At 71.8% G+C, this 21,128-nt stretch carries 18 protein-coding genes; 6 read left to right on the top strand and 12 right to left on the bottom strand.

The genetic code is table 11. The features are described 5' to 3' along the window. Window positions 1–48: 48 nt before the first annotated feature. The 7 genes from ACGFZA_RS12615 to ACGFZA_RS12585 form a co-directional block, all read right to left on the bottom strand. Window positions 49–681 (bottom strand): lactate utilization protein C, encoded by a 633-nt coding sequence (locus tag ACGFZA_RS12615; RefSeq protein ID WP_393678860.1) that lies wholly within the window; start codon window positions 679–681, stop codon window positions 49–51. Further along, window positions 678–2,219 carry a LutB/LldF family L-lactate oxidation iron-sulfur protein gene (locus ACGFZA_RS12610; protein ID WP_393678859.1) on the bottom strand — a complete coding sequence of 514 codons (1,542 nt, stop codon included), beginning with the start codon at window positions 2,217–2,219 and terminating at the stop codon, window positions 678–680. Before ACGFZA_RS12610 ends, ACGFZA_RS12615 begins: the two co-directional genes overlap by 4 nt. Continuing rightward, window positions 2,216–2,983 carry a (Fe-S)-binding protein gene (locus tag ACGFZA_RS12605; RefSeq protein WP_385287431.1) on the bottom strand — a complete coding sequence of 256 codons (768 nt, stop codon included), beginning with the start codon at window positions 2,981–2,983 and terminating at the stop codon, window positions 2,216–2,218. Before ACGFZA_RS12605 ends, ACGFZA_RS12610 begins: the two co-directional genes overlap by 4 nt. Before the next feature lie 180 nt (window positions 2,984–3,163). After that, window positions 3,164–3,895, bottom strand: a complete 732-nt coding sequence (locus tag ACGFZA_RS12600) for a FadR/GntR family transcriptional regulator (protein WP_385287428.1) — start codon at window positions 3,893–3,895, stop codon at window positions 3,164–3,166. 293 nt (window positions 3,896–4,188) lie between these two features. Next, the gene (locus ACGFZA_RS12595; protein WP_393678858.1) at window positions 4,189–5,232 is read right to left on the bottom strand and encodes a S66 peptidase family protein; all 1,044 of its coding nucleotides are present in this window, start codon (window positions 5,230–5,232) and stop codon (window positions 4,189–4,191) included. 53 nt (window positions 5,233–5,285) lie between these two features. Further along, window positions 5,286–5,678, bottom strand: coding sequence for a DUF4440 domain-containing protein (locus tag ACGFZA_RS12590; RefSeq protein ID WP_393678857.1), 393 nt, complete (start codon window positions 5,676–5,678; stop codon window positions 5,286–5,288). Between the two features lie 307 nt (window positions 5,679–5,985). Beyond that, window positions 5,986–6,765, bottom strand: coding sequence for a crotonase/enoyl-CoA hydratase family protein (locus ACGFZA_RS12585; RefSeq protein ID WP_393678856.1), 780 nt, complete (start codon window positions 6,763–6,765; stop codon window positions 5,986–5,988). A 135-nt stretch (window positions 6,766–6,900) separates the two neighbouring features. Here ACGFZA_RS12585 and ACGFZA_RS12580 point away from each other — a divergent pair, with 135 nt between their 5' ends. Both ACGFZA_RS12580 and ACGFZA_RS12575 read left to right on the top strand, forming a co-directional pair. Then, on the top strand, window positions 6,901–7,794 hold the full coding sequence (locus tag ACGFZA_RS12580) for a DUF2510 domain-containing protein (RefSeq protein WP_393678855.1): 894 nt from the start codon (window positions 6,901–6,903) through the stop codon (window positions 7,792–7,794). A gap of 115 nt (window positions 7,795–7,909) precedes the next feature. After that, window positions 7,910–8,215: a hypothetical protein gene (locus tag ACGFZA_RS12575; protein WP_385278825.1), complete on the top strand. Its 306-nt coding sequence runs from the start codon at window positions 7,910–7,912 to the stop codon at window positions 8,213–8,215. Here ACGFZA_RS12575 and ACGFZA_RS12570 read toward each other — a convergent pair. Both ACGFZA_RS12570 and ACGFZA_RS12565 read right to left on the bottom strand, forming a co-directional pair. Continuing rightward, window positions 8,200–8,496: a hypothetical protein gene (locus ACGFZA_RS12570; RefSeq protein ID WP_393678854.1), complete on the bottom strand. Its 297-nt coding sequence runs from the start codon at window positions 8,494–8,496 to the stop codon at window positions 8,200–8,202. The two genes, ACGFZA_RS12575 and ACGFZA_RS12570, sit on opposite strands and share 16 nt — an antisense overlap. After that, window positions 8,483–9,913: a hypothetical protein gene (locus tag ACGFZA_RS12565; protein ID WP_393678853.1), complete on the bottom strand. Its 1,431-nt coding sequence runs from the start codon at window positions 9,911–9,913 to the stop codon at window positions 8,483–8,485. Before ACGFZA_RS12565 ends, ACGFZA_RS12570 begins: the two co-directional genes overlap by 14 nt. 468 nt (window positions 9,914–10,381) lie before the next feature. Between ACGFZA_RS12565 and fusA the strand changes: the two genes are divergently transcribed. After that, window positions 10,382–12,457 carry an elongation factor G gene (gene fusA / locus ACGFZA_RS12560; protein WP_393678852.1) on the top strand — a complete coding sequence of 692 codons (2,076 nt, stop codon included), beginning with the start codon at window positions 10,382–10,384 and terminating at the stop codon, window positions 12,455–12,457. A 73-nt stretch (window positions 12,458–12,530) separates the two neighbouring features. On the opposite strand, the gene ACGFZA_RS12555 is transcribed toward fusA, so the two are convergent. After that, a complete protein-coding gene (locus tag ACGFZA_RS12555; RefSeq protein ID WP_385278819.1) occupies window positions 12,531–13,976 on the bottom strand; it encodes a glyceraldehyde-3-phosphate dehydrogenase in 1,446 nt (481 codons plus the stop codon). 207 nt (window positions 13,977–14,183) lie between these two features. On the opposite strand from ACGFZA_RS12555, the gene ACGFZA_RS12550 reads away from it, so the two are divergent. Together ACGFZA_RS12550 and ACGFZA_RS12545 are read left to right on the top strand one after the other, a co-directional pair. Beyond that, the gene (locus tag ACGFZA_RS12550) at window positions 14,184–15,107 is read left to right on the top strand and encodes an LLM class F420-dependent oxidoreductase (RefSeq protein WP_393678851.1); all 924 of its coding nucleotides are present in this window, start codon (window positions 14,184–14,186) and stop codon (window positions 15,105–15,107) included. 444 nt (window positions 15,108–15,551) lie between these two features. Continuing rightward, window positions 15,552–17,057 (top strand): aldehyde dehydrogenase family protein, encoded by a 1,506-nt coding sequence (locus ACGFZA_RS12545; RefSeq protein WP_393678850.1) that lies wholly within the window; start codon window positions 15,552–15,554, stop codon window positions 17,055–17,057. 60 nt (window positions 17,058–17,117) lie between these two features. On the opposite strand, the gene ACGFZA_RS12540 is transcribed toward ACGFZA_RS12545, so the two are convergent. Continuing rightward, window positions 17,118–17,744, bottom strand: a complete 627-nt coding sequence (locus ACGFZA_RS12540; RefSeq protein WP_385278813.1) for a TetR/AcrR family transcriptional regulator — start codon at window positions 17,742–17,744, stop codon at window positions 17,118–17,120. Window positions 17,745–17,832: 88 nt separating this feature from the next. Here ACGFZA_RS12540 and ACGFZA_RS12535 point away from each other — a divergent pair, with 88 nt between their 5' ends. After that, window positions 17,833–18,972 (top strand): acyl-CoA dehydrogenase family protein, encoded by a 1,140-nt coding sequence (locus ACGFZA_RS12535; protein ID WP_385278811.1) that lies wholly within the window; start codon window positions 17,833–17,835, stop codon window positions 18,970–18,972. A gap of 103 nt (window positions 18,973–19,075) precedes the next feature. Here the strand turns inward: ACGFZA_RS12535 and ACGFZA_RS12530 are convergent, their stop codons facing one another. Beyond that, window positions 19,076–20,908 (bottom strand): AMP-dependent synthetase/ligase, encoded by a 1,833-nt coding sequence (locus ACGFZA_RS12530; RefSeq protein ID WP_393678849.1) that lies wholly within the window; start codon window positions 20,906–20,908, stop codon window positions 19,076–19,078. Between the last annotated feature and the right edge of the window lie 220 nt (window positions 20,909–21,128).

Raw genomic sequence — 21,128 nt, 5'->3', positions numbered from 1 at the left:
GGTGACGGGACGGGGGTGCGCGCTCCCGGGCGCCGCACCCCCGTCCCGTCACACGTCCGTGCGGATCACGACGGCCAGGGTGCGCGGTCCGTGCACGCCCTCGACGCGTTCGAGTTCGATGTCGGACGTGGCCGACGGACCGCTGATCAGCGTCGTCGGCCGCTCCGGCACCAGACGGGCCACCGCCTCGGGTACGCCCACCTCCACGGTCGACAGGTCGACTACGCAGACGTGCAGGTCGGGCACGAGGGACAGCGCCCGCCGCCCCTGGTCGGGCGATCCGTCCAGGAAGATCGTGCCGGTCTCGGCGCAGCCGGCGGCCGAGGCCGTCACGACCCCGTCCAGGGAGTCCAGCCGGGGTGCGGGGATGTCGGCGGAATCCTGCTGGACCTCGCCGTCGTAGGCGGTGAGCCACTGCGGGTCGAGGCCGGCGGGTACGCCGATCCGGCCGGCTCCGCGCTCCCTCAGCACCTCGGCGACGACCTCGGCCGTGCGGTCGGCCGTGCAGGGGTGGACCTGGGCCTTGTAGTCGACGAGCCGGTCGGTGAACAGCTCCAGGCGCTCCGCGTCGGGGAGGGTGCGCCCGGTGCGGTAGGCGCGCGGGACCGGGGTGTCGGCGGCGGGAGCCAGGGCCAGGGCATCCCGGACACGTCCGAGCACCGTTTCGCGAGCGGTCGTCACTTCTCCTCCTCCTGCTGCTGGTTCCGCGTGTACGACTCAGCGGCGGCCCGCATCGTCGCCGCGCCCTCGGCCGAGGCCAGCCAGGAGCGGAAGGTCTCCTTGGGCGGGGCGGGCGTGTCGCGGCTGTCGCTCCAGCCGTTGAACGGCGGAGGCAGATGTGAGATCTTCCCGTCCCGCCCGGCGAGGACGCGGCCGAGCCCGGAGGCCTTCTGCGCCGCTGTGAACAGCTTCGGACTCTTCATCACCCCGGCCGCCGCCTTCATGGCGATCTTCTCGGCCGTGGTACCGGACTGTTCGGTGTGCTGGTGGCGCAGCTCGACCAGCAGCGACGGAATGTCGATCTTGACCGGGCAGGCGTCGAAGCAGGCTCCGCAGAGACTGGAGGCGTACGGCAGCGAGCTGTTGGGATCGTCCTTGGCGGCGTGCATGCCGGCGAGCTGCGGGGTGAGGACGGCGCCGATCGGTCCGGGGTACGTCGATCCGTAGGCGTGGCCGCCCGCGCGTTCGTACACCGGGCAGACGTTGAGACAGGCCGAGCAGCGGATGCAGTTGAGCGCCTCGCGGCCGATCCTGTCGGCGAGGGCCGCGGTGCGTCCGTTGTCGAGCAGCACCAGGTGGAAGGTCTGCGGCCCGTCGCCGGGCGTGACTCCGGTCCACAGGGACGTGTACGGGTTCATCCGCTCGCCGGTGGAGGAGCGCGGCAGCAGTTGGAGGAAGACCTCCAGGTCCTGGTAGCGCGGCAGCACCTTCTCGATGCCCATGACGGTGATCAGGGTGTCGGGCAGCGTCAGGCACATGCGGCCGTTGCCCTCCGACTCGACGACGGACAGGGTGCCGGTCTCCGCGATGCCGAAGTTGGCTCCGGATACGGCGACCTTCGTCGTCATGAACTTCTCGCGCAGATAGGCGCGGGCCGCTGCCGCCAGGTGGGCGGGGACGTTGTCCAGGGACGGGTCGATGCCCGGGATCTCCTTGAGGAAGATCTCCCGGATCTCGTCGCGGTTGCGGTGGATGGCGGGTACCAGGATGTGCGAGGGCTTGTCGTGGGCGAGCTGCACGATGAGCTCGGCGAGGTCCGTCTCGTACGGGGTGATACCGATCGATTCGAGGTGCTCGTTGAGGCCGATCTCCTGGGTGGCCATCGACTTGACCTTGATGACCTCCTTGCTGCCGGTCTCCTTGATCAGCCGCGCGACGATCTCGTTGGCCTCGCCGCCGTCCCGGGCCCAGTGGACGGTGCCGCCGCGCTCGGTGACCTTGCGCTCCAGTTCCTCCAGCAGTGCGGGGAGCCGGTTCATCGTGTCGGTCTTGATGGCCGATCCCGCGTCGCGCAGCTCCTCCCAGTCGGGCAGTTCGCCGGTGACGTTGAGGCGTTTGGCGCGGATGGTGTGGGTGGCCTTGCCGAGGTTGCGGCGCAGTTGTGCGTTGCCCAGGTCGTCATGGGCGGCGGCGGGGAACTTCCGGTCGCCACGCAGGTTGCCCGTGCCGTACGGGGAGCGGGGCGGCGTCGCGGGCATGCCGAGAAAGGTGCTGCTCATCGGGCGGCCTCCGTCAGGACGTGCGGCGAGGTGCGGGTGGCGGAGAGGATCTGGGCCAGGTGCAGGGTGCGGGTGCCGGACTCGATCCGCGAGAGCCCGCCGCCGATGTGCATCAGACAGGACGAGTCGCCGGCGGTGCACACGGCGGCGTCGGTGGTGGCGATGTTGCGCATCTTGTCCTGGAGCATCGCGGTCGATGTGTCGGCGTTCTTCACGGCGAAGGTGCCGCCGAATCCGCAGCAGGCGTCGGCCTCGGGCAGTTCGACGAGGTCGATCGAGTCGACGGCCCTCAGCAGCCGCAGCGGTTTGTCGCCGACCCGGAGCATGCGCAGGGAGTGGCAGGTGGGGTGGTACGTGACGCGGTGCGGGAAGTACGCGCCGACGTCGGTGGCGTTCAGCACGTCGACGAGGAACTCGGAGAGCTCGTACGTCTTGGCCTTCACCGTGGCAACGCCCGCGCGCAGCGCCGCGTCGCCGTAGCGTTCGGCGACGATCTCGTGCTGGTGGCGGACCGAGCCCGCGCAGGAGCCCGACGGCATGACGACGGCGTCGATGGACGCGTCGCCGAACTGCTCGGCGAAGTTGCGCACCAGCGGAACGGGCTCGCGCTGGTAGCCGGTGTTGACGTGCATCTGGCCGCAGCAGGTCTGCCCCGGCGGGAAGACCACCTCGTGGCCCAGGCGGGCCAGCAGCACCGCCGTGGATTTCACCGCCTCGGGGAAGAGTGTGTCTCCCAGACAGGTGGCGAAGAGTCCGACGCGCATGGGGTCTCCCCGATCAGTTCTCTGCATGATGCTCTGCGTTTATGGTCCGACCATACTATCCTCCAGCCGAAACGGGGAAGGGTGCGGCACCGGCGGTCGGGTGACACCTGCCGGTACCCGCGCACGCAAAAGCCGTCGCGGTGCCCCTGCCAGGGGCGCCGCGACGGCTTGGTCCGTGGTTCAGGCCGTGGTCTTCTCGTCGACCAGCTTTCCGTGCAGGCCCCGGATGTGCGCCTCGACCACATCGGCCGCCCGCGCACCCTGGCCCGCCCGCACCAGGCGGAGCAGTTCGGTGTGGTCCTCGTTGAGTGCGGCGGCGGTGGCCGGCCAGTCCTCGGCGGCTTCCAGTGCGCGCAGGATCAGCGGCCGTACGGACTCGCGGACGGCGGAGGTCAGCGTGGAGGTCAGCTCGTTGCCGGAGCTGCGGGCGATGTGCACGTGGAAGCGGGTGTCCAGGTCGTTGAACTCGGGCACGTCGACATCCGGCGCCCCCATCCGCACGAGCAGCGCCTCGGCCTCGTCCAGATCCGCTGCGGAGGCGTGCCGCGCGGCGGCCTCGAAGCTGGAGCGCTCCAGCGTGACCCGCGCCTCCAGCACATCCTCCAGGCTGTAGCTCCCGAGGGCGAAGTGGAGCCGGAGCAGCCGGCCGAGCGCGTCGTCGGGGTTGCGGACGATGCGCGCCCCGGCGTCCGGGCCGCGGCCCGGCTGGGCCACCAGGACACCGATGGTCTCCAGCACGCGCAGCGCCTCGCGCAGGGCCGACCGGCTGACGCCGAGGACCGGTGCGAGCTCCCGTTCGGGCGGCAGCCGGTCGCCGGCCTTGAGGTCACCGGCGAACACCCGCTGCTCGATGCTCTGGAGCACCAGTTCATGTGTGCGCGACTGCCGTACGGGCTGCCATTCGACGGGCATCCGCCACCCCCTGCCCCGGCCGGCGCCGTTCGGTTGCCGACCGCTCCTGTCCGAATCTCCCACTATGTCACACACGGTATGTGGTCGGACCAGAAGGAGCACGCCGGAGCGAGGCGCTAGGGCGTGTTGCGAAAGTAGCGTCGTCCGCCCGGAGGGCGGGGCTCGCGGCGTCTGGTGCGGTGCATCGCAAGGCGGAGGGTCGCCCGCGTACTGGACGTACTCGGGCGATCCCGACAACGCGGCGAGGTGCCGTGCCAGGCGTCGCGAGTCGGACGGGACTTTCACAACACGCCCTAGTAGGTGACCACGATGCGGCGGTCCACGCCGTCCACCCGTATCCGCCCGCCGAAGGGGACGATCATCTGCGGGTCCGTGTGACCGAGGTCGACGTCGAGGACGGCCATGGTCCCGGGGGCGTACGCGTCGAGGGCGCGCAGCACGGCCTCGCGCTGCCGCTCGCGGTACCGCTCCCCGTCGGTGGTGTCGAGGGGATGCTCGAAGGACCAGTTCTTGGCGCGGCCCATCAGCAGCGCGGGGAACCGCTGCAGGAGTCCGCGCTCCCCCATGTTCCGCAGGATCCGGTACACCTCGTCGGCGCTCGGCATCTCCTCGGAGGTTTCGAGGAACAGCACCCGGCCCTCGTACTCGGCGGGCGGCCGGATCTCCCGGTCGGCCATGAGCAGCCAGGACAGGATCTCCAGATTGCCGCCCCAGCTCGCCCCCTCGACCACTCGGCCGGCGTTGTGCCAGATCCAGCCGTCGGCGGGCAGCATTCCGGGTTCGTGATCGAAGGTCCGCGGGTCCTCCCAGGGGCTGTTGACGCTGCCGGTCTCCTTCGCCGGAGTCAGTTCGTGGTCGCCGTGGGTGAACAGCGCCGCCCGCAGCGATTCGGCCGTCAGCGGGTGCAGGGCGCCGGGGCGACCGAGTTCGACCATCACCGATCCGCCGTGATAGCCGACGATGCCGAGGTTGTCGAGGAACACCAGCAGGTTGGTGTTGTCGCTGTAGCCGAAGAACGGCTTGGGATGGGCGCGCAGCAACTCGGCGTCCAGATGGGGCAGGACGGTGATCTGGTCGTCCCCGCCGATGGTGGCGACGACCGCCTTGATCGTCGGGTCGGCGAAGGCCGCGTGGATGTCGGCGGCGCGTTCCTGCGGCGTGGAACCCATCTTCCGGGTGGCCGGGTACTCCACGGGTTCCAGCCCGAATTCCTCACGGAGCCGGCGCAGGCCCAGTTCGTACGGCAGCGGGAGGACGCCGGGGAGTCCGGACGCGGGGGACAGCACGGCGACGCGGTCGCCGGGCCGGGGCTTGGAGGGATAGCGGGATGTCGTCATCCGAAGAGCCTAAGCAGCCTCCTGCGGACTGTCCGCAGGATATTCACCGGCGGCTACGACGGGCCGGTCGGCGTGCCCTGATGGAAGTACATGCGCCAGCCCGATTCCGACTGCCGCCAGATCGAACTGCGCCGGACGCGGCGGCCGTCGCCCTCCGACACGTAGGTCAGATGAACGAGGCCCGGGGCCAGCAGCGCTCCGGACATCTCGGTGACGACGCTCGGGGCGGGGGCTTTGTCGTCGGTGGTGTTCCCTGCGCCGGCGGACGTCACGTCCAGGATCGACGTCCGGTCGTAGCGCCGTCCCGACGCTCCGAACTCGTGGAACTCCGGGTCGAGGAGTTCGGTCACCGCCTCGGGCGACGCCCGCACGCCCGGATCGAGCAACCGCAGTTCCCCCTCGACGGCGGCCCGCACGGACCGCTCTTCCTCATGGCTTCCGCTCATGCGTGGACCCTAAGGGCTGTCCCGCAATTCCCGGTGGACCAGCGCGCGGCGTCGGACGCGGTGCACCGCAAGGCGGAGGGACGCCCGCCATACCCGATGTATTCGGGCGTTCCGAACAACGGAGGGGGTCCCGGTCTCCCCGTGCCGTTGAGGCGACGGCGAAGGTGCCGTAGCCGTCGTCGCGCGCCCGCACGGAATTGCGGGACAGCCCCTGGGCGAAGACCGCGTGCAGGCACGGATCCCGCCTCCGCTCCGGACGTGGACCGGTGGGGCCGTCCACCCGCCGTCCACGCGCCGTCCTGCCGGCTCAGTCGGTGAACGCACCATGGCGTCCCGCCCCGCCGCCGAAGCGGTCGGCGCCCGACTGCGTCTCCCCCGCCGCCAGCGGCACCAGACCGTGCCGGTACTCCGCGGCCAGCGCGTCCGGCTCGCTCAGGCCGTGCTGTTCGCGCACGGAGAGCCGGTCGTGGCGCAGGCACAGCTGGGGGAACCCGGCGATCTCCCGGGCGAGTTGCTCCGCCGCGCTCCTGGACTCGCCCGTGGGGACGAGCCGGTTGACCAGCCCCATGCCGTGCGCCTCCGCAGCCGGGACGGGCCGGCCGGTGAGGATCATGTCCATGGCCCGGCTCTCGCCGATGAGGCGCGGCAGCCGTACCGTGCCGCCGTCCACCAGCGGCACTCCCCATCGGCGGCAGAACACCCCGAAGACCGCGTCCTGTTCCGCCACCCGCAGATCGCACCAGGTGGCCAGCTCCAGACCGCCGGCCACCGCGTGCCCGGCGACCGCGGCGATCACGGGCTTGCCGAGCCGCATCCGGGTGGGCCCCATCGGACCGTCGCCCTCGGCGGTGACGGTGTTGCCGCGTTCGGTCCCGATCGCCTTGAGGTCTGCACCGGCGCAGAACGTGCCGCCCTCGCCCCACAGCACGGCCACCGCCGCGCCCTCATCGGCGTCGAACGCGCGGAAGGCGTCGGCCAGTCGGCGGGCGGTCGGGCCGTCCACCGCGTTACGGGTTTCGGGCCGGGCCAGGATCACCGTGAACACGGGGCCGTCACGCTCGATCCGTACGGCGGGACTCTCGCTCATCGTTCGCCTTCCCACGGGTGCCGTCCGGGCCCGGCGGTGGACCGTGCGCCCGCCGTGCCCCGCTCCCGTGCACCGTACGGCGCCCGAGCGCGATGATTCATAGGATTCTCACGCAGTCCGACTACGGTGGCTCCCGTGACGCAGACGAGCCCACCCGGCTGGCATCCAGACCCCGGGTACACAGGATTTGGCCCCATCCAGGAACGCTGGTGGGACGGCACACAGTGGACCGATCAGCTCCGGGTCCCCCCGGCCACGCTCCGTAGCCGACGGATACGCATCGGCGCAGGCATCACCGCGGCCGTGGTGCTCCTCGCCGCCATCGGCGGCGGCGTGTACCTGCTGACGGACGACTCCGGCACGAGCGAGACCGCCGCGACCGCCCCCTCCGCCTCGCCGTCCCCGGCCCCCAGCCGCCGACCCGGCGCACCGGGCGGCCGCGGGGGCGACAGCGGGGGCGACCAGAGCCCCGAGCAGCAGCAGCCTCAGACCGAGGACGGTTACGCGACGGACATGGCCAGCGGCATCAGCATCCCGGTCCCCGACGGCTGGAAGGGCCAGTCGGGACTGGGCGCGGGCGTGACCACCGGCACGTATGCCTGCCCCGGGAACAGCAAGGAGGAGTGCGTGCGCGGCGGAGTGTTCTCCGTACCGGCCACCGCGCTGAAGCTGACCACCAAGACCGCGAAGGCCACGGCCGAGAAGGACATCGCGACCAATGCCGAGGAGTCGTACGGCGGGAAGATCTACGGCGGCATCACCTCGCACCAGCAGCTGAAGTCCGAGGCGGTCACGGTGGCCGGCGGGCAGGGTTACCGGGTCCGCTGGAAGGTCGTCACGAAGAACGGTGACGACGGGTACGTCGAGTCGCTGGCGTTCCCCTCGCCGCTGGCCGAGGACACGCTGATCGTCCTGCGCTCCGGCTTCGACATCAACCCCAAGGCACCCGGCCTGTCGGTGCTGGACGACATCACCAAGGGCATCAAGGCCGCCTCGGGCATGGACGCCGGCCCGGGCACCAACGCGTAGGACCGTTCGAAACCCCTCTCACGGGGACGCCGCACGGCCCGGGTGAGTACCCGGGCCGCCCGGACTGAGTACGTCACCCGATCCCGTTCCGGTCCACCGTTGCTGGAATGGGGTCATGGCTCCCGACGCACCGCGCCCCCGCATCCAGCAGATGACCAGCACCGGCACCACACTGGCCGTCACGTTGGCCCCGCTGGTGATCGGTGTCCTGCTGGCCCGCACCACGATGGCCCTGGACCCGCACTCCCCGGTGAACGCGCTGATCACCCGCACCGGTCACGGGACGGGCGTCTCCCCCGCCGAGTGGCGCGGCTGCGGCCGGAGCGCGCTGCGCCGGTGCAGGACCTGGAAGCCACTGGCGCGGCGCGGTGTCCGCCGGACCGGTGACGCGGGCCGCGCCCCGGTTCAGCCCAGCCGGTAGACGAAGGTGGGCCAGGGCTCTCCGGTGGTTCGCTGCCAGGCAGGCACGATCCCCTCGGAGTCCCGGTCGCGTGCCCGGGCGAAGGTGGAGACACAGGCCGCGTGGACATCGGTCAGCGGGGCGCGAGCGGTGAGTTCCTTGAGGCGCCGAAGGGCTGCCGCCGCAGCGTCCGCGCGGCCGGCGTCGAGGTACACGTCGGCGGCCGCGCCCAGGGCCCGGCCGAGCGCCGACTGCGCGGCGGCGAGCCCGGCCGCGTGCGGTTCCGGATCACCCGCCTCCATGAGCTGCCGCAGCAGGGTCTCGGCCTCTTCGAAGCAGGCCGCGGCCCCTTCGTCGTCCTCGGCGCGGTACCGGGCCCGGCCGAGAATCCGCAGGCGGTCCGCGACCTGTGACCGCCCGCCCTGCCCCTCGGCCCCCACGAGGCGCCGGGTGATCTCCAGGGCCTCGCCCCCCGGCGGCCACCGCACCCTCGAACTCGCCCGTCAGGCGCAGCCGGACGCTGAGGTTGGCGAGCGTCCGGGCCAGCTCCGGCTCGTAGGAACCGGGATCGCGCCCGACGGCGCGACGGTAGAGCTCCACGGATCGCCGGGTGACGGTCACGGCCCCTGACCCCTCGCCGTCGCGGGTGTGACAGCGGGCGAGGGCATCGAGGGCGACGGCGAGCCGGGGCCCGTGGGTTTCCGGTTCCGCGTCGGCCAACCGCTCGGCCAGGGTGACGAGTTCCTCGCGTACCACCCTCTCATCGGTGTGCGCGTCCAGCAGTTCGAGGTGGTGGGCCAGACAGTCCAGGGCGACCGCGAGCAAGGTCTGGTCAGGGACCTCGGTACCGGCCGGCAGGTCGCGGCAGCGTGTCACGGCCTCCTCGGCCGTCGCTCGCGCCCGGGAGAGGTCTTCCGTGGCACCGAGGCACCACGCCAGGTCGATGAGCAACTGGGCCCGCATCACCTGCGTTTCCGGGTAGAGCCTCGGGACGAGGTCGCCGACCAGTTCCCTGGCGTCGTCGCCCGCCTCGACCGCTTCCGTGAACCGGCCGAGCGCCCGCAGTCCGTGTGCCAGTTCGCCCAGCACCCTGGTGTGGAGCACGGCCAGCCGGAACTGCTGCCGCCAGGGCAACTCCCGCAGCAGTTCGGCGCACTGGAGATACACGTCGACGGACTCGGCCGTGCGACCGGCCCGGTCGAGGACCCACGCGTGCGCGCGCAGCGCGGCGGCGGCGCTGCCCAGGCAGCGGTCGGCCTGCCCCGGCAGCACGGACCCGTAGACGGCGACACTGAGACGGGCCGTCACGAGCGCCTCGTCCGCACGGTCCAGCCCGGCCAGCGCCAGGGCGCGCACCAGGTGGCAGTAGGCGGTCCGGCTCGGAGAGGGACGGGCGTCCGGGACGTTCAGGGACTCCTGCGCCGCCGCGCACGCCTCCTCGTACCGGCCCGCGTGGAGCAGGAGCTGGGACTGGAGCACGAGCGAACGGGCCAGCACGTCGGGTGCTCCGGGGCGCTCGCGGCGCATCGTGGCCCGGCACAGTGCGACGGCCTCGGCGCCCCAGGCGATCCGCCGCTCCAGCGGCTGCGGACGCACGAACACCCAGTGGGGCGACGAACAACGGAGCAGCGCGGACACGAGCAGCCTCCCGCCCGGCCCGTTCCCGTCCCTGCCGGCGACCGGACGCAGCACCGGCAACAGCATCCGGACAGCTCCCATGGGCTCCCCCTCGGCGCTCGGCGATCGTAGGGGTGACTGCCGAGGACGCCGCATGGTTGCGCTCCGATCGGCACGGATGCGTCCCCGGTCGGCCACAGCCTCGCGACGGCCCGGAAAACCGGTTCCCCCGGCCGGGCCCCCCTCCCTAGACTCGCCACGACATCGCGCCCCGGCTCTCCGCCGCGGCGCACGCCGTGACCATCGAGGGGAGACCTGCCGTGCGCTACCGCACCGCTGTCGTCGTCCCCCCGTCGCGGTACGAGGTGATCCTGGTGTCTACCTCCGCCCGGCGCCGGCTGCGCGGCCGGCCCCGGACACCCGCGACGAACGTCTGAACCCTGCCCTCTTCCTGACGGGCCGTCCGTGTGCGCCCATGCCGTGGACGAAGGGTTCCGCCGCGCCCCGAACAGGGCGCTCCGTCCGGGCATCGCGCCGTCTTCTTCCGGATCACCCCGAAAGGCACGGACCGTGCGTACCGAACTGCACCGTCAACCCACCAGCGCACTCGCCGACGTTCGCAACCTGGGCATCCTCGCCCACGTCGACGCCGGCAAGACCACCGTCACCGAGCGGATCCTCTACGCCACCGGCACCACGCACAAGCGCGGCGAGGTCCACGACGGGACGACCATCACCGACTTCGACTCCCAGGAGCGCGACCGCGGCATCACCATCTTCGCCGCAGCCGTGAGCTGCACCTGGGCGGGTCACCGGATCAACCTGATCGACACCCCGGGGCATGTCGACTTCGCCGACGAGGTCGAGCGTGCGCTGCGGGTGCTGGACGGAGCGATCGCCGTGTTCGACGCGGTCGCCGGCGTGGAGCCGCAGAGCGAGTCGGTGTGGCGCCAGGCCGACCGGCATGCCGTGCCGCGCATCGCGTTCGTCAACAAGCTCGACCGGTCCGGCGCCGACCTCGACACGGCGGTCGCGTCGATCCGGGAGCGGTTGCGGACGGTCCCGCTGGTGGTCCAGCTGCCCATCGGCCGCGAGGAAGGGTTCAGCGGAGTGGTGGATCTGCTCCGCATGCGGGCTCTCGTCTGGGCCGACGGCGACGACTCGTACGAGGAACGGGACGTACCCGATGAGCTTCGGGCGGAGGCGCAGCGACGCCGACGGCAGCTGGAGGAGGCGGTGGCGGAGCTCCACCCGGCCGCGCTGGAGGAGTTCTGTGCCCGGTCCGAGCTCACCGAGCAAACGCTGGCCGGGGCGCTGCGTGATCTGACCCGTACCGGTGAGGGTGTCGTGGTGCTGTGCGGTTCGGCCTACCGCAACCGCGGTGTCGAACCGCTGCTGGAGGCCGTCGTGGCGTATCTGCCCTCCCCGCTGGACGTGCCGCCCGTACGGGGCACGCTCGGCGACGTGGTGCAGGAGCGGGCCGCCGATCCGTCCGCGCCGTTCGCGGCGCTCGCGTTCAAGGTCAACGCGACCGCGACGGGCCGGCTGACCTATCTGCGGGTGTACTCGGGCGTGGTCAGGAAGGGGGAGACGGTGCTGGACGTCGGTGCACGGCGAAGCGAGCGCATCGGCCGGATCCTGCGGGTCCGGGCGGACCGGCACGTCGACGTGGACTCGGCGGTGGCCGGGGACATCGTCGCGGTCATCGGTCCCAAGGCCGCCCGGGCCGGTGCCACCCTGTGCGCGCCGGACGCCCCGCTGGTCCTCGAACCGCCGACGGTGGCCGATCCGGTGGTATCGGTGGCGGTCGAGGCCGTCCGCAGCACCGACACGGAGCGTCTGATGTCGGCGCTCGTACGGCTGGTCGAGGAGGATCCGTCGCTCGCGGTACGGACGGACTCCGAGACGGGTCAGACGGTGCTCTCGGGCATGGGCGAACTGCATCTGGAGGTGGCTACGGAGAAGATCCGGCGCGCCCAGGGGCTGGACGTCCGTGTCGGGCGGCCGCAGGTCGCCTACCGGGAGACGGTCGCCCGAGGCGTGTCCGGTCTGGTCTACCGGCACGTCAAACAGGACGGCGGGGCCGGACAGTTCGCACATGTCGTCATCGACGTGGAGCCGCTGGAGGCCACCGCGGACGAGGGTTCGGCGGACTTCGTGTTCCGTTCGGCCGTCGTCGGCGGCCGGGTCCCCCAGGAGTACGTCCGGGCGGTCGCGGCCGGCTGCCGGGACGCCCTGCTGGAGGGTCCCATCGGCGGGCATCCGGTGACCGGAGTGCGGGTGACGCTGACCGACGGCACTACTCATCCGAAGGATTCGTCGGAGATGGCGTTCCGTACCGCCGGCCGGTTCGCACTGCGTGAGGCTCTGCGCTCCAGCGCGATGGTGCTGCTGGAACCCGTGGTGGAGCTCACGGCGACGGTGCCCGACGAGGCGGTGGGCGGGGTGCTCGGCGATCTGGCCGCGCGGCGGGGCCGGGTGTCCGGCTCCACCGCACGGGCCGGCGCGGCGGTGATCACGGCGACCGTGCCGCTGGCCGAGCTGTTCGGCTACGCGACGCGCCTGCGCAGCCGGACGCAGGGCCGGGGCACGTTCACGACCCGGGCCACCGGCTACGCCCCGGCGCCGGCATCGGTGTCCGGCTGACGCGCACAGGGCCGGTCCCACCCGTCGACGCGGGTGGGACCGGCCCCAGGGGGCCGTCAGGGAGGCGCCGGGATCAGTGGACCGGCTCGGGGTACGTCGGGTACTCCACCCCGGAGACGTGTTGCACGACCCGGATGACCTGGCAGGAGTAGCCGAACTCGTTGTCGTACCAGAGGTAGAGAATCGCGTTGTCGCCGTCGACCTGGGTGGGGCCCGCGTCCACGATGGAGGCGTGCCGCGAGCCGATGAAGTCGCTGGACACCGCGTCGGGGGCGGTCGTGAAGTCGATCTGCCGCTTGAGCGGCGAGGTCAGCGACACGTCGCGCAGGTAGTCCAGGACCTCGTCGCGCGTGGTCTCACGGCCGAGCTTCAGGCTGAGGATGGCGATCGAGACGTCCGGCACCGGCACCCGGATGGAGCTGCCCGTGATCGTCGCCTCCAGGTCCGGAAGCGCCTTGGCGACGGCCGAGGCCGCGCCCGTCTCGGTGATCACCATGTTGAGCGGCGCGGAACGGCCGCGGCGGTCTGAGTTGTGGTAATTGTCCAGCAGGTTCTGGTCGTTGGTGAACGAGTGGATGGTCTCCACGTGCCCGCGCAGGACGCCGTACTCGTCCGCCATCGCCTTCAGCGGCGGCACGATCGCGTTGGTGGTGCAGGAGGCGCAGGAGATGATCTGCTCGTCCGGCTTGATCATGTCGTGGTTGACGCCGTGCACGACGTTGAGAACGTCACCCTTGCCCGGCGCGGTCAGGACGACCTTGGCGATCCCCGGGCGCAGGTGGTTCGAGAGGCCCTCGCGGTCGCGCCACTTGCCGGTGTTGTCGATCAGGATGGCGTCGTCGATGCCGTACGCCGTGTAGTCGACGGACGTCGGGTCGTCGGAGTAGATCACCTGGATCTCGTTGCCATTGGCGATGATCCTGTTGTTCGCCTCGTCGACCGTGATCGTGCCCTGGAACTGACCGTGGATGGAATCGCGTCGCAGCAGCGAGGCACGCTTGACGATGTCCTGGCCCGCACCCTTGCGGACGACGATGGCGCGCAGCCGCAGACCGTTGCCGGATCCGGCCTTCTCGATGAGCAGCCGGGCCAGCAGACGGCCGATGCGGCCGAAGCCGTACAGCACGACGTCGCGCGACTCGCGGCGCTCGATCTTGTTGGCCCCCGTGGCGCCGGCGACGGCTCCGGCGGTGAACTCCGCCTCGGAGAGGCCGCGGTCATCGGCCTTGTAGGTCGCGGCGAGCATGCCGATGTCGATCTGGGAGGGGCCGAGATCGAGCGTGGTGAGGGCCTGGAGGAACGGCAGGGTCTCGGTGACCGAGAGCTCCGCGCCGTCGATCTGCCGGGCGAATCGGTGGGTCTTGAGGATGCTCACCACCGACTTGTTCACCAGGGAGCGGCTGTGCAGGAGGACGGTGACATCCCTCTCGCGGTGCAGCTTCCCGATGATCGGGATCATCGACTCCGCGATTTCCTCGCGGTGCATCCAGTTGGTGAACGAGTCGTCATTGACAGTCACAGGTTTATCTTTCGAGCTAGGCGGCGCTCATATGGTAACCCGACGGTCTTTTGATCTTCCCGACGGTGCCGCCCGACGACTCCGAAGGGGCACGGAACGAAGGGATACGGACGGGACGGGCGGGGCTCGAACGGGTTCACACAGTGGACACGAGGTCGCCATACGGGATCCGGAATGCGCGGCCAACTGCCCCTGGTTCTCCCCTGCATGACTGTAGGAGTAGCACTCAGCGCGACCGGATCCGGCAACCAGATCGACGCCACCGTGCACCTCGCCCGGGAGGCCGCCGCCGCGGGGCTGCGGTCCGCCTGGTTCGGGCAGACCTTCGGCGCCGATTCCCCGCAGCTCGCCGCCATCGTCGGGCGCGAGGTGCCGGAGCTCCAGGTGGGCACCTCGGCGATCCCCGTCTTCGGACGCCACCCACTGATCATCTCAAGCCAGGCCCAGACCGCGCAGGCGGCCACCCACGGCCGCTATCACCTCGGGCTCGCCCTCGGTACGAAGCCACTGACCGAGGCGGCCTTCGGCATCCCCTACGAACGCCCCATCGCGCGCCTGCGCGAGTTCCTCACCGCACTGCGGCAGCTCACCGAGACGGGCAGTGCCGACTTCCGGGGCGAACTGATCACCGCGTCCACCCCGCTTCCCGCCCGCGTACCGGGAGCCGAGGGCGGCGTCCCCCTGCTCGTGGCCGCGATGGGCCCGCAGGCCCTCCGGGTCAGCGGCGAGCTGGCGGACGGGATCCTGCCCTACCTCGCCGGGCCCCGGGCCCTGGCCGAACACATCGTCCCGGCGGTCACCGCCGCCGCCGAGACCGCGGGCCGCCCCGCACCCCGGATCGTGGCACTGGTGCACGGCGTGGTCACCGGTGACACCGACGCCGCGCGCAGCACCGCCACGGAACAGCTGGCGTTCTACGAACAGTTCCCGTCGTACGCGCGGGTCGTGGAGCTCTCCGGTGCCGCGCGCGCCGGTGACGTGGCCGTGATCGGTGACGAGAAGACGGTGGCAGCGGAGGTGCGGCGCTACCGGGACGCCGGGGCGACCGAGGTGGTGTTCTCGGGGACGGACCTGGCCGGGGAGGCCGACCGGCGGCGGACGTGGGAGCTGCTCGGGGAGCTGGCGGGCTGAGCGGGGCGCGCCCGGGAACCGACGGCCGGGAGCGCACACCTCTGCTCCCGGCCGGCCGGGACGGGCAGCCGCTCCGGCCCACCCGCACGCCGCCTCGGCCGGCGTGACCTGCCACACCCCTGCTCCCGTCCGGCCGCCGGGACGGGCAGCCCGGTTCGCTCAGGCGCATCCCGGACGCCTCGTCAGCTCCCGTGACCCGTAAGGACCTTGTCGGCATGAGCCCGCGCGACAGGGTCACCTCGGCGCGCCCTCCCAGCCCCGTTACGTCCGGAGTATTGACGCCCGATGAAACAAGTCAATAGTTTCAGTATCTTCGACTCATAGGGTGCTCCCCCATGGGATCCCGAACAGTCGGCACCACCACGCCCCGCTCCGGAGAGGGACGGAGCGCGCCTTCGTCCGGGCGCGGTCGTCCGCCCCTCGCGTCCCCCGTCAGGAGACCCGATGACCGACGCCACCCCGGCCGCCGCCCCACCCGCCGCGACCTTCACCACGCGTTCCCCCGCGACCGGAGAGCCGATCGCCGAGCACCCGGTGAACGGGCCGGAAGAGGTCTCCCGTGCCGTGGCGCGGGCCCGGACCGCCCAGGCAGGCTGGGCGGCGCTGCCCGCCTCCCGGCGCCGCGACCATCTCCTGCGCTGGAAGAAGGCCCTCGCCACCGACCTGGGCACGGTGGCGGGCACGATCGCCGAGGAGACCGGCAAGCCGGCCGGCGACGCCGCGCTGGAGGTCGTACTCACCCTGGAGCATCTCAGCTGGGCCGCTCGCCACGCCGGGCGCGTACTGCGCCGGCGGAAGGTGGGCACGGGGCTGTTCACCCTCCACCAGCGGGCCTCACTGGTACACCGGCCGCTGGGCGTGATCGGTGTGATCGGCCCCTGGAACTACCCCCTGTACACCCCGATGGGCTCCATCGGCTACGCCCTGGCGGCAGGGAACGGCGTGGTCTTCAAGCCGTCCGAGCTGACGCCGGGCACCGGGGTCCTGCTGGCCGGGCTCTTCGACGCCGCCGTCCCCGGGCACGCCGGGCTGCTCACCACGGTCACCGGCGCGGCGTCCACCGGGGACGCGCTGGCCAGGGCCGGCGTCGACAAGCTGGCGTTCACCGGGTCGCCGGGGACGGCCCGCAAGGTGATGGCGGTGTGCGCCGAGACCCTGACACCGTTCCTCGCCGAGTGCGGCGGGAAGGACGCGGTGATCGTCACCGCGGACGCGGACCTGGAAGCGGCCGCCGATGCGATCGTATGGGGCGCGCTGAGCAACGCGGGGCAGACCTGCGCGGGGGTCGAGCGCGTCTACGCGGTACGCGAGATCCACGCGGCGCTGTGCGAGAAGGTCGTCAGGCGGGCCGAGAAGCTGCGCCCGGGCGCCGAGGCCGACGCCGCCTACGGCCCGATGACACTGCCGGGCCAGCTCGACGTCGTCGAACGCCATGTGACCGGTGCGGTCGCGGCGGGAGCGGGGGCCCTGCTCGGCGGGCCCGAGTCGGTCCGCGCTCCGTACGTCGCACCGGTCGTCCTGACCGGCGTCCCGGAGGACGCGGCGGCGATGACGGAGGAGACCTTCGGGCCGGTGGTGGCCGTCAACGCGGTGGCCGACGTGGACGAGGCGGTGGAGCGGGCGAACGCCTCGCGTTACGCCCTGGGGGCCGCGGTGTTCTGCCGCAGCGGACGCGCCGGCGCGTCCATCGCGGCACGGCTGCGCGCGGGGGCGGTGTCGGTCAACTCGGTGCTCGGCTTCGCGGCGGTACCGGCGCTGCCGTTCGGCGGTTCGCAGGACTCCGGATTCGGGCGGATCCACGGCGAGGAGGGACTGCGCGCCTTCTCGTCCGTCCAGTCGACGACCGTGCAGCGGTTCACCCCGCCCCTCGCGCTGACCTCCTTCGATGTCCCGGCCGCCACGCGGGAGCGCGCGGTGCGACTGGCCCGCACACTGCACCGGCGCCGCTGATCTGCCACACCCCGCGGCCGGAACGTCCGGCCGGGCGCTTCCGCCCGGCGCTCCGGCCGGTCAGGCGTCCAGCAGCGGCGCCAGGTAGCGACGGGCGAAGGCCCGCGCCTGGTCCTCGTCGTCCATCTCGATGCAGCTGGCGGGGTTGAGCAGGAAGGAGACGGCGACCCGCACCATGAGCTCGGCGACCGGCTGCGGGTCCTCGTCAGGGCGGTCCTCGGCCTGCTGGGCGCGGCGCAGATGGCCCGTCAGATAGGTGACGGTGGCGGAGAGCGAGAAGCCGCCCTGCACAGTCAGATAGGGCAGCACGACCTCGGGTTCGAGGCGCAGCAGGCCACCGAAGAGCGGATGGGCCCGGGTGTGGCGCAGAGCGACCACGAAGCCCTCGACGACCCGCTCCTCCATCGTCGGCAACGCCGCCACGGCCGCGTCCAACCGCTGGAAGAACCGGCTGAGCTCCCTCAGCAGCGTGGCCTCGACCAGCTTGTCCTTGGTCTGGAAGCGCCGGAAGACGGTGACGCGGGAGACTCCGGCGCGCTTGGCGACATCGTCCACGGAGGAACGGCGCAGGCCCAGGAGGGTGAACTGCTCCAGTGCGGCGTCGAGGATCCGCAGTGCCGTACGGTCCTCCGCCTCCGGCCGGCCGATGGCCCGGGCGAGCCCCGAGTCGTTCGTGTCAGTTCTCATGGCGCTCACGATACCGGCGAACCCCTCCCATAGAGATAATGAAACGCTTATCATATCTCCGTATCACAGACGAACCCCGGAGGACCTGATGGGCAGTCGCCTCACCGAAGAGCAGGCCGATTTCGTCGCGGCCGTCCGAGATTTCGCCAAGCGGGAGTGCGGCACCAGGGAGCAGCGCTCCGCGCTGACCTCGGGCGGCCGCGAAGCCCACAACCCCGAGCTGTACGGCAGGCTCGCCGATCTGGGCTGGCTCGGGGTGTGCCTGCCCGAGGAGTACGGAGGCTCCGGCGGCGGTCTTGCCGATTCCTGCCTCTTCCTGGAGGAGACCTCGTACGGGATGGTCCCGGCCGGGGGTTTCATCACCACCGTCATCGCCGCGAAGGCGTACGAGAAGTTCGGCACCGAGCGGCAGCGGCAGGAAGTACTGCCCGGCGCCGTGAGCGGTGAGGTGCTGTCCATCGCCATGTCGGAGCCGGGGGCCGGGTCGGACGTCGGAGCGCTGCGCTGCCGGGCCCGGCAGGAGGCGGACGGCACGTGGGTGATCGACGGCCAGAAGACCTGGATCTCCAACGCGCACTGCGCGCGGCACATCCTGCTGGTGGCCCGCACGGGCGAGGACAAGCACGGCGGCCTCACCATGTTCCATCTGCCGTCAGGCACCGCGGGCGTGGGGGTGCGGCGCATCGACACCATGGGCGGCCGGGAGGTCAACGACGTCTTCCTCACCGGCGTGCGGCTGCCCCCGGACGCGGTCGTCGGCCGGGTGGACGACGGCTGGCGGCAGTTGATGGCCGGCCTGAACTTCGAGCGGCTCTTCCTCGCCGCGAACATGCTCGGCCTGGCACGCCGCGCCTTCGACGACACAGTCGCCTACGTCCGCGAGCGCGAGCAGTTCGGCAGGCCCGTTGGCTCCTTCCAGGCACTGCGGCACCGGATCGCCGACCTCGCCACCGAGATCGAGTGCACCCGGCTGCTGGTGCGCGAGGTGGCCCTGGACTGCGACGCGCAGCCGGACAAGCTGTTCCCGCGCGAGGCGTCGATGGCCAAGCTGAAAGCGACCGAGATCGCCAAGCGAGCCGCGCTGGAAGGCATGCAGATGATGGGCGGCTACGGCTACACGACGGAGTTCGACATGGAGCGCCACCTGCGGGCCGCGGTGGTCTCCACCGTCTACGGCGGGACCAGCGAGATCCAGCGGGACGTCATCGGCAAGACCTACGGCCTCTGAGACGGTCCGGACGCGAGAGGGCGGCCACCCGGCTGGGCGGCCGCCCTCTCAGGTCCGTGAACAGGTGAAGAGGGAGAGGGGACAAAGGGGCGAGGTGGCCCGGTCAGTCCTCGTAGAGCCCGGACAGCGCCTCTGCGTACTTGTCCCGGATGACGCGGCGCCGCATCTTCAGCGACGGAGTCAGCTCACCGGTCGCCGGGCCCCACTCCTGGGCCAGCAGCTCGTACCGCTTGATCTGCTCGGTGCGGTTGAGCCGGGAGTTGGCGGCGGCGACCGCGCGGTCCACCTCCGCCCGGACGGCGGGATGCTCCGCCAGCGCGGCCGGTCCCCCGCCCGTCTCCACACCGTGGGACGCGGCCCAGGCGGGGGCGGCCTCCGCGTCGAGCACCAGCAGGGCGACCAGGTAGGAGCGGTTGTCGCCGTGCACCATCGCCTGACCGATCAGCGGGTGCTCCTTGAGCGCGTTCTCCACGAGCGCCGGGGAGACGTTCTTGCCGGTGGAGGTGATGATCATCTCCTTCTTCCGGTCCGTGAGCCAGAGGTAGCCGTCCTCGTCCATCCGGCCGATGTCGCCGGTGGCGAGCCATCCGTCGGCGTCCAGGGGGGACAGCACCGATCCGTCCGGCTGGAGGTAGCCGGAGAAGACGGACGCGCCCCGCACGAGGATCTCGCCGTCCTCGGCCAGGCGGACCTCCGCGGATTCCACCGGGCGTCCCACCGAACCGAGCCGGAATCCGGCCCGCGGGCTGTTGCTCGTGGCCACGCCCGTGGTCTCCGTCAGCCCCCAGGCGTCCATGATGACGATGCCGAAACCGGCCCAGAACCTCACCACGTCAACCGGCATCGGGGCCGACGCGCTGGCCGACCAGGTCACCCGGTCCAGACCGCCCGCGGCCAGCATGGGCAGCAGGACGTCCTCACGGACGCGCGCGTACCGCTTCTCGAGCTCGGCGGGCGGTGTCCTGCCCTGCTCGCGGTGGCCGACGTGCTCGCGGGCGGTCTCGAAAGCCTGGTCGATGACCGCCCGCTGCTCGTCCGGCATCAGCGAGAGGATCCCCCGCACGGTGGCGGACAGCTTCTCCCAGATCCTCGGCACCCCGAAGAACTGCGCGGGACGCACCTTGCGCACGACGGCCGCCACACCCGTGGGGTCGGCACAGAGGTAGACGTGCGAGGCCCGGTGGCAGGGCAGGTAGATGCCCAGCATCCGTTCGGCGATGTGGGCGAAGGGCAGATAGCAGATGTGCTCGACGTGCGGGGGCAGCTCCACCACGGCATCCAGCGCGAGGGCGTTGGACATCACCTGGCGGTGGGTCAGGACGACGCCCTTGGGCTCGCCGCTCGTGCCCGAGGTGTAGACGACGGTCAGCGTGTCCTCGGGGCGGGAGGCGTCCAGTTGCCCGGACAGCTCATCCGGCGCCAGATCCCGCAGCAGTTCGGTGTACGGGAGATGGCTCCCCGTCCCGCCCGGCTCGGCCACCACCAGACGCTCCAGCGGGGTGTCGGCGTCGGCCAGCAGCGGCTCCCAGACCGCCACCTGGGCCGCCCCCTCCACCACGGCGAGCCGGGCCCGGCAGTTGCGCGCGATATGGGTGATCTGCTCGGGGGCAGCGGTGCCGTAGACGCTGACCGGAACCGCCCCGAGGCGGACCAGCGCCAGGTCGGACAGCCAGTGTTCGGGCCGGTTGGACATCATCAGCAGGACGCGGTCGCCACGGCCGACACCGAGGGCCGCGTACCCGGCGGCGAGGCTCCGGGTCCGCTCGTGGATCTCCCCCCAGCTGAGCGTCGCCCAGCCCCCGTCCGCCTCAGCCTGCTGCCAGGAGAGCCCGGGGAGCCGTGGGTACTCGCGGGCGTTGCGGGCCAGGAGTTGGGGCAGGGTCCTGTCGGCCGGGGCGTCGGGCAGGTCGCCGGCGGTGCGGGTTGCTGATGTCATCGGTGCCTCCATGCGGAGTGGAAGGAAACGTCCGGGCGGGGGGCGGCAGGAGGCCCGGCGGGTGTGTGCGGGGTGGGGCAGGCCTCCCGTGGGACGGGCCGTCGGGCTCCCGGCGTCCGAGGAGTCCGGTCATCGGGGCGATGGCTCCCGCGGCAGTCGGAGGCGTTCAGGCGTGGTCGACGTTCGCGCCGTGCTCGGCACCCTCCCCGTGGCCGGGAAG

The sequence above is a fragment of the Streptomyces sp. NPDC048211 genome, from assembly GCF_043202315.1.
Taxonomy (GTDB): Bacteria; Actinomycetota; Actinomycetes; order Streptomycetales; family Streptomycetaceae; genus Streptomyces.
Note: the sequence above shows the minus strand (reverse complement) of the source record. Positions and strands in the feature narration are given on the sequence as shown.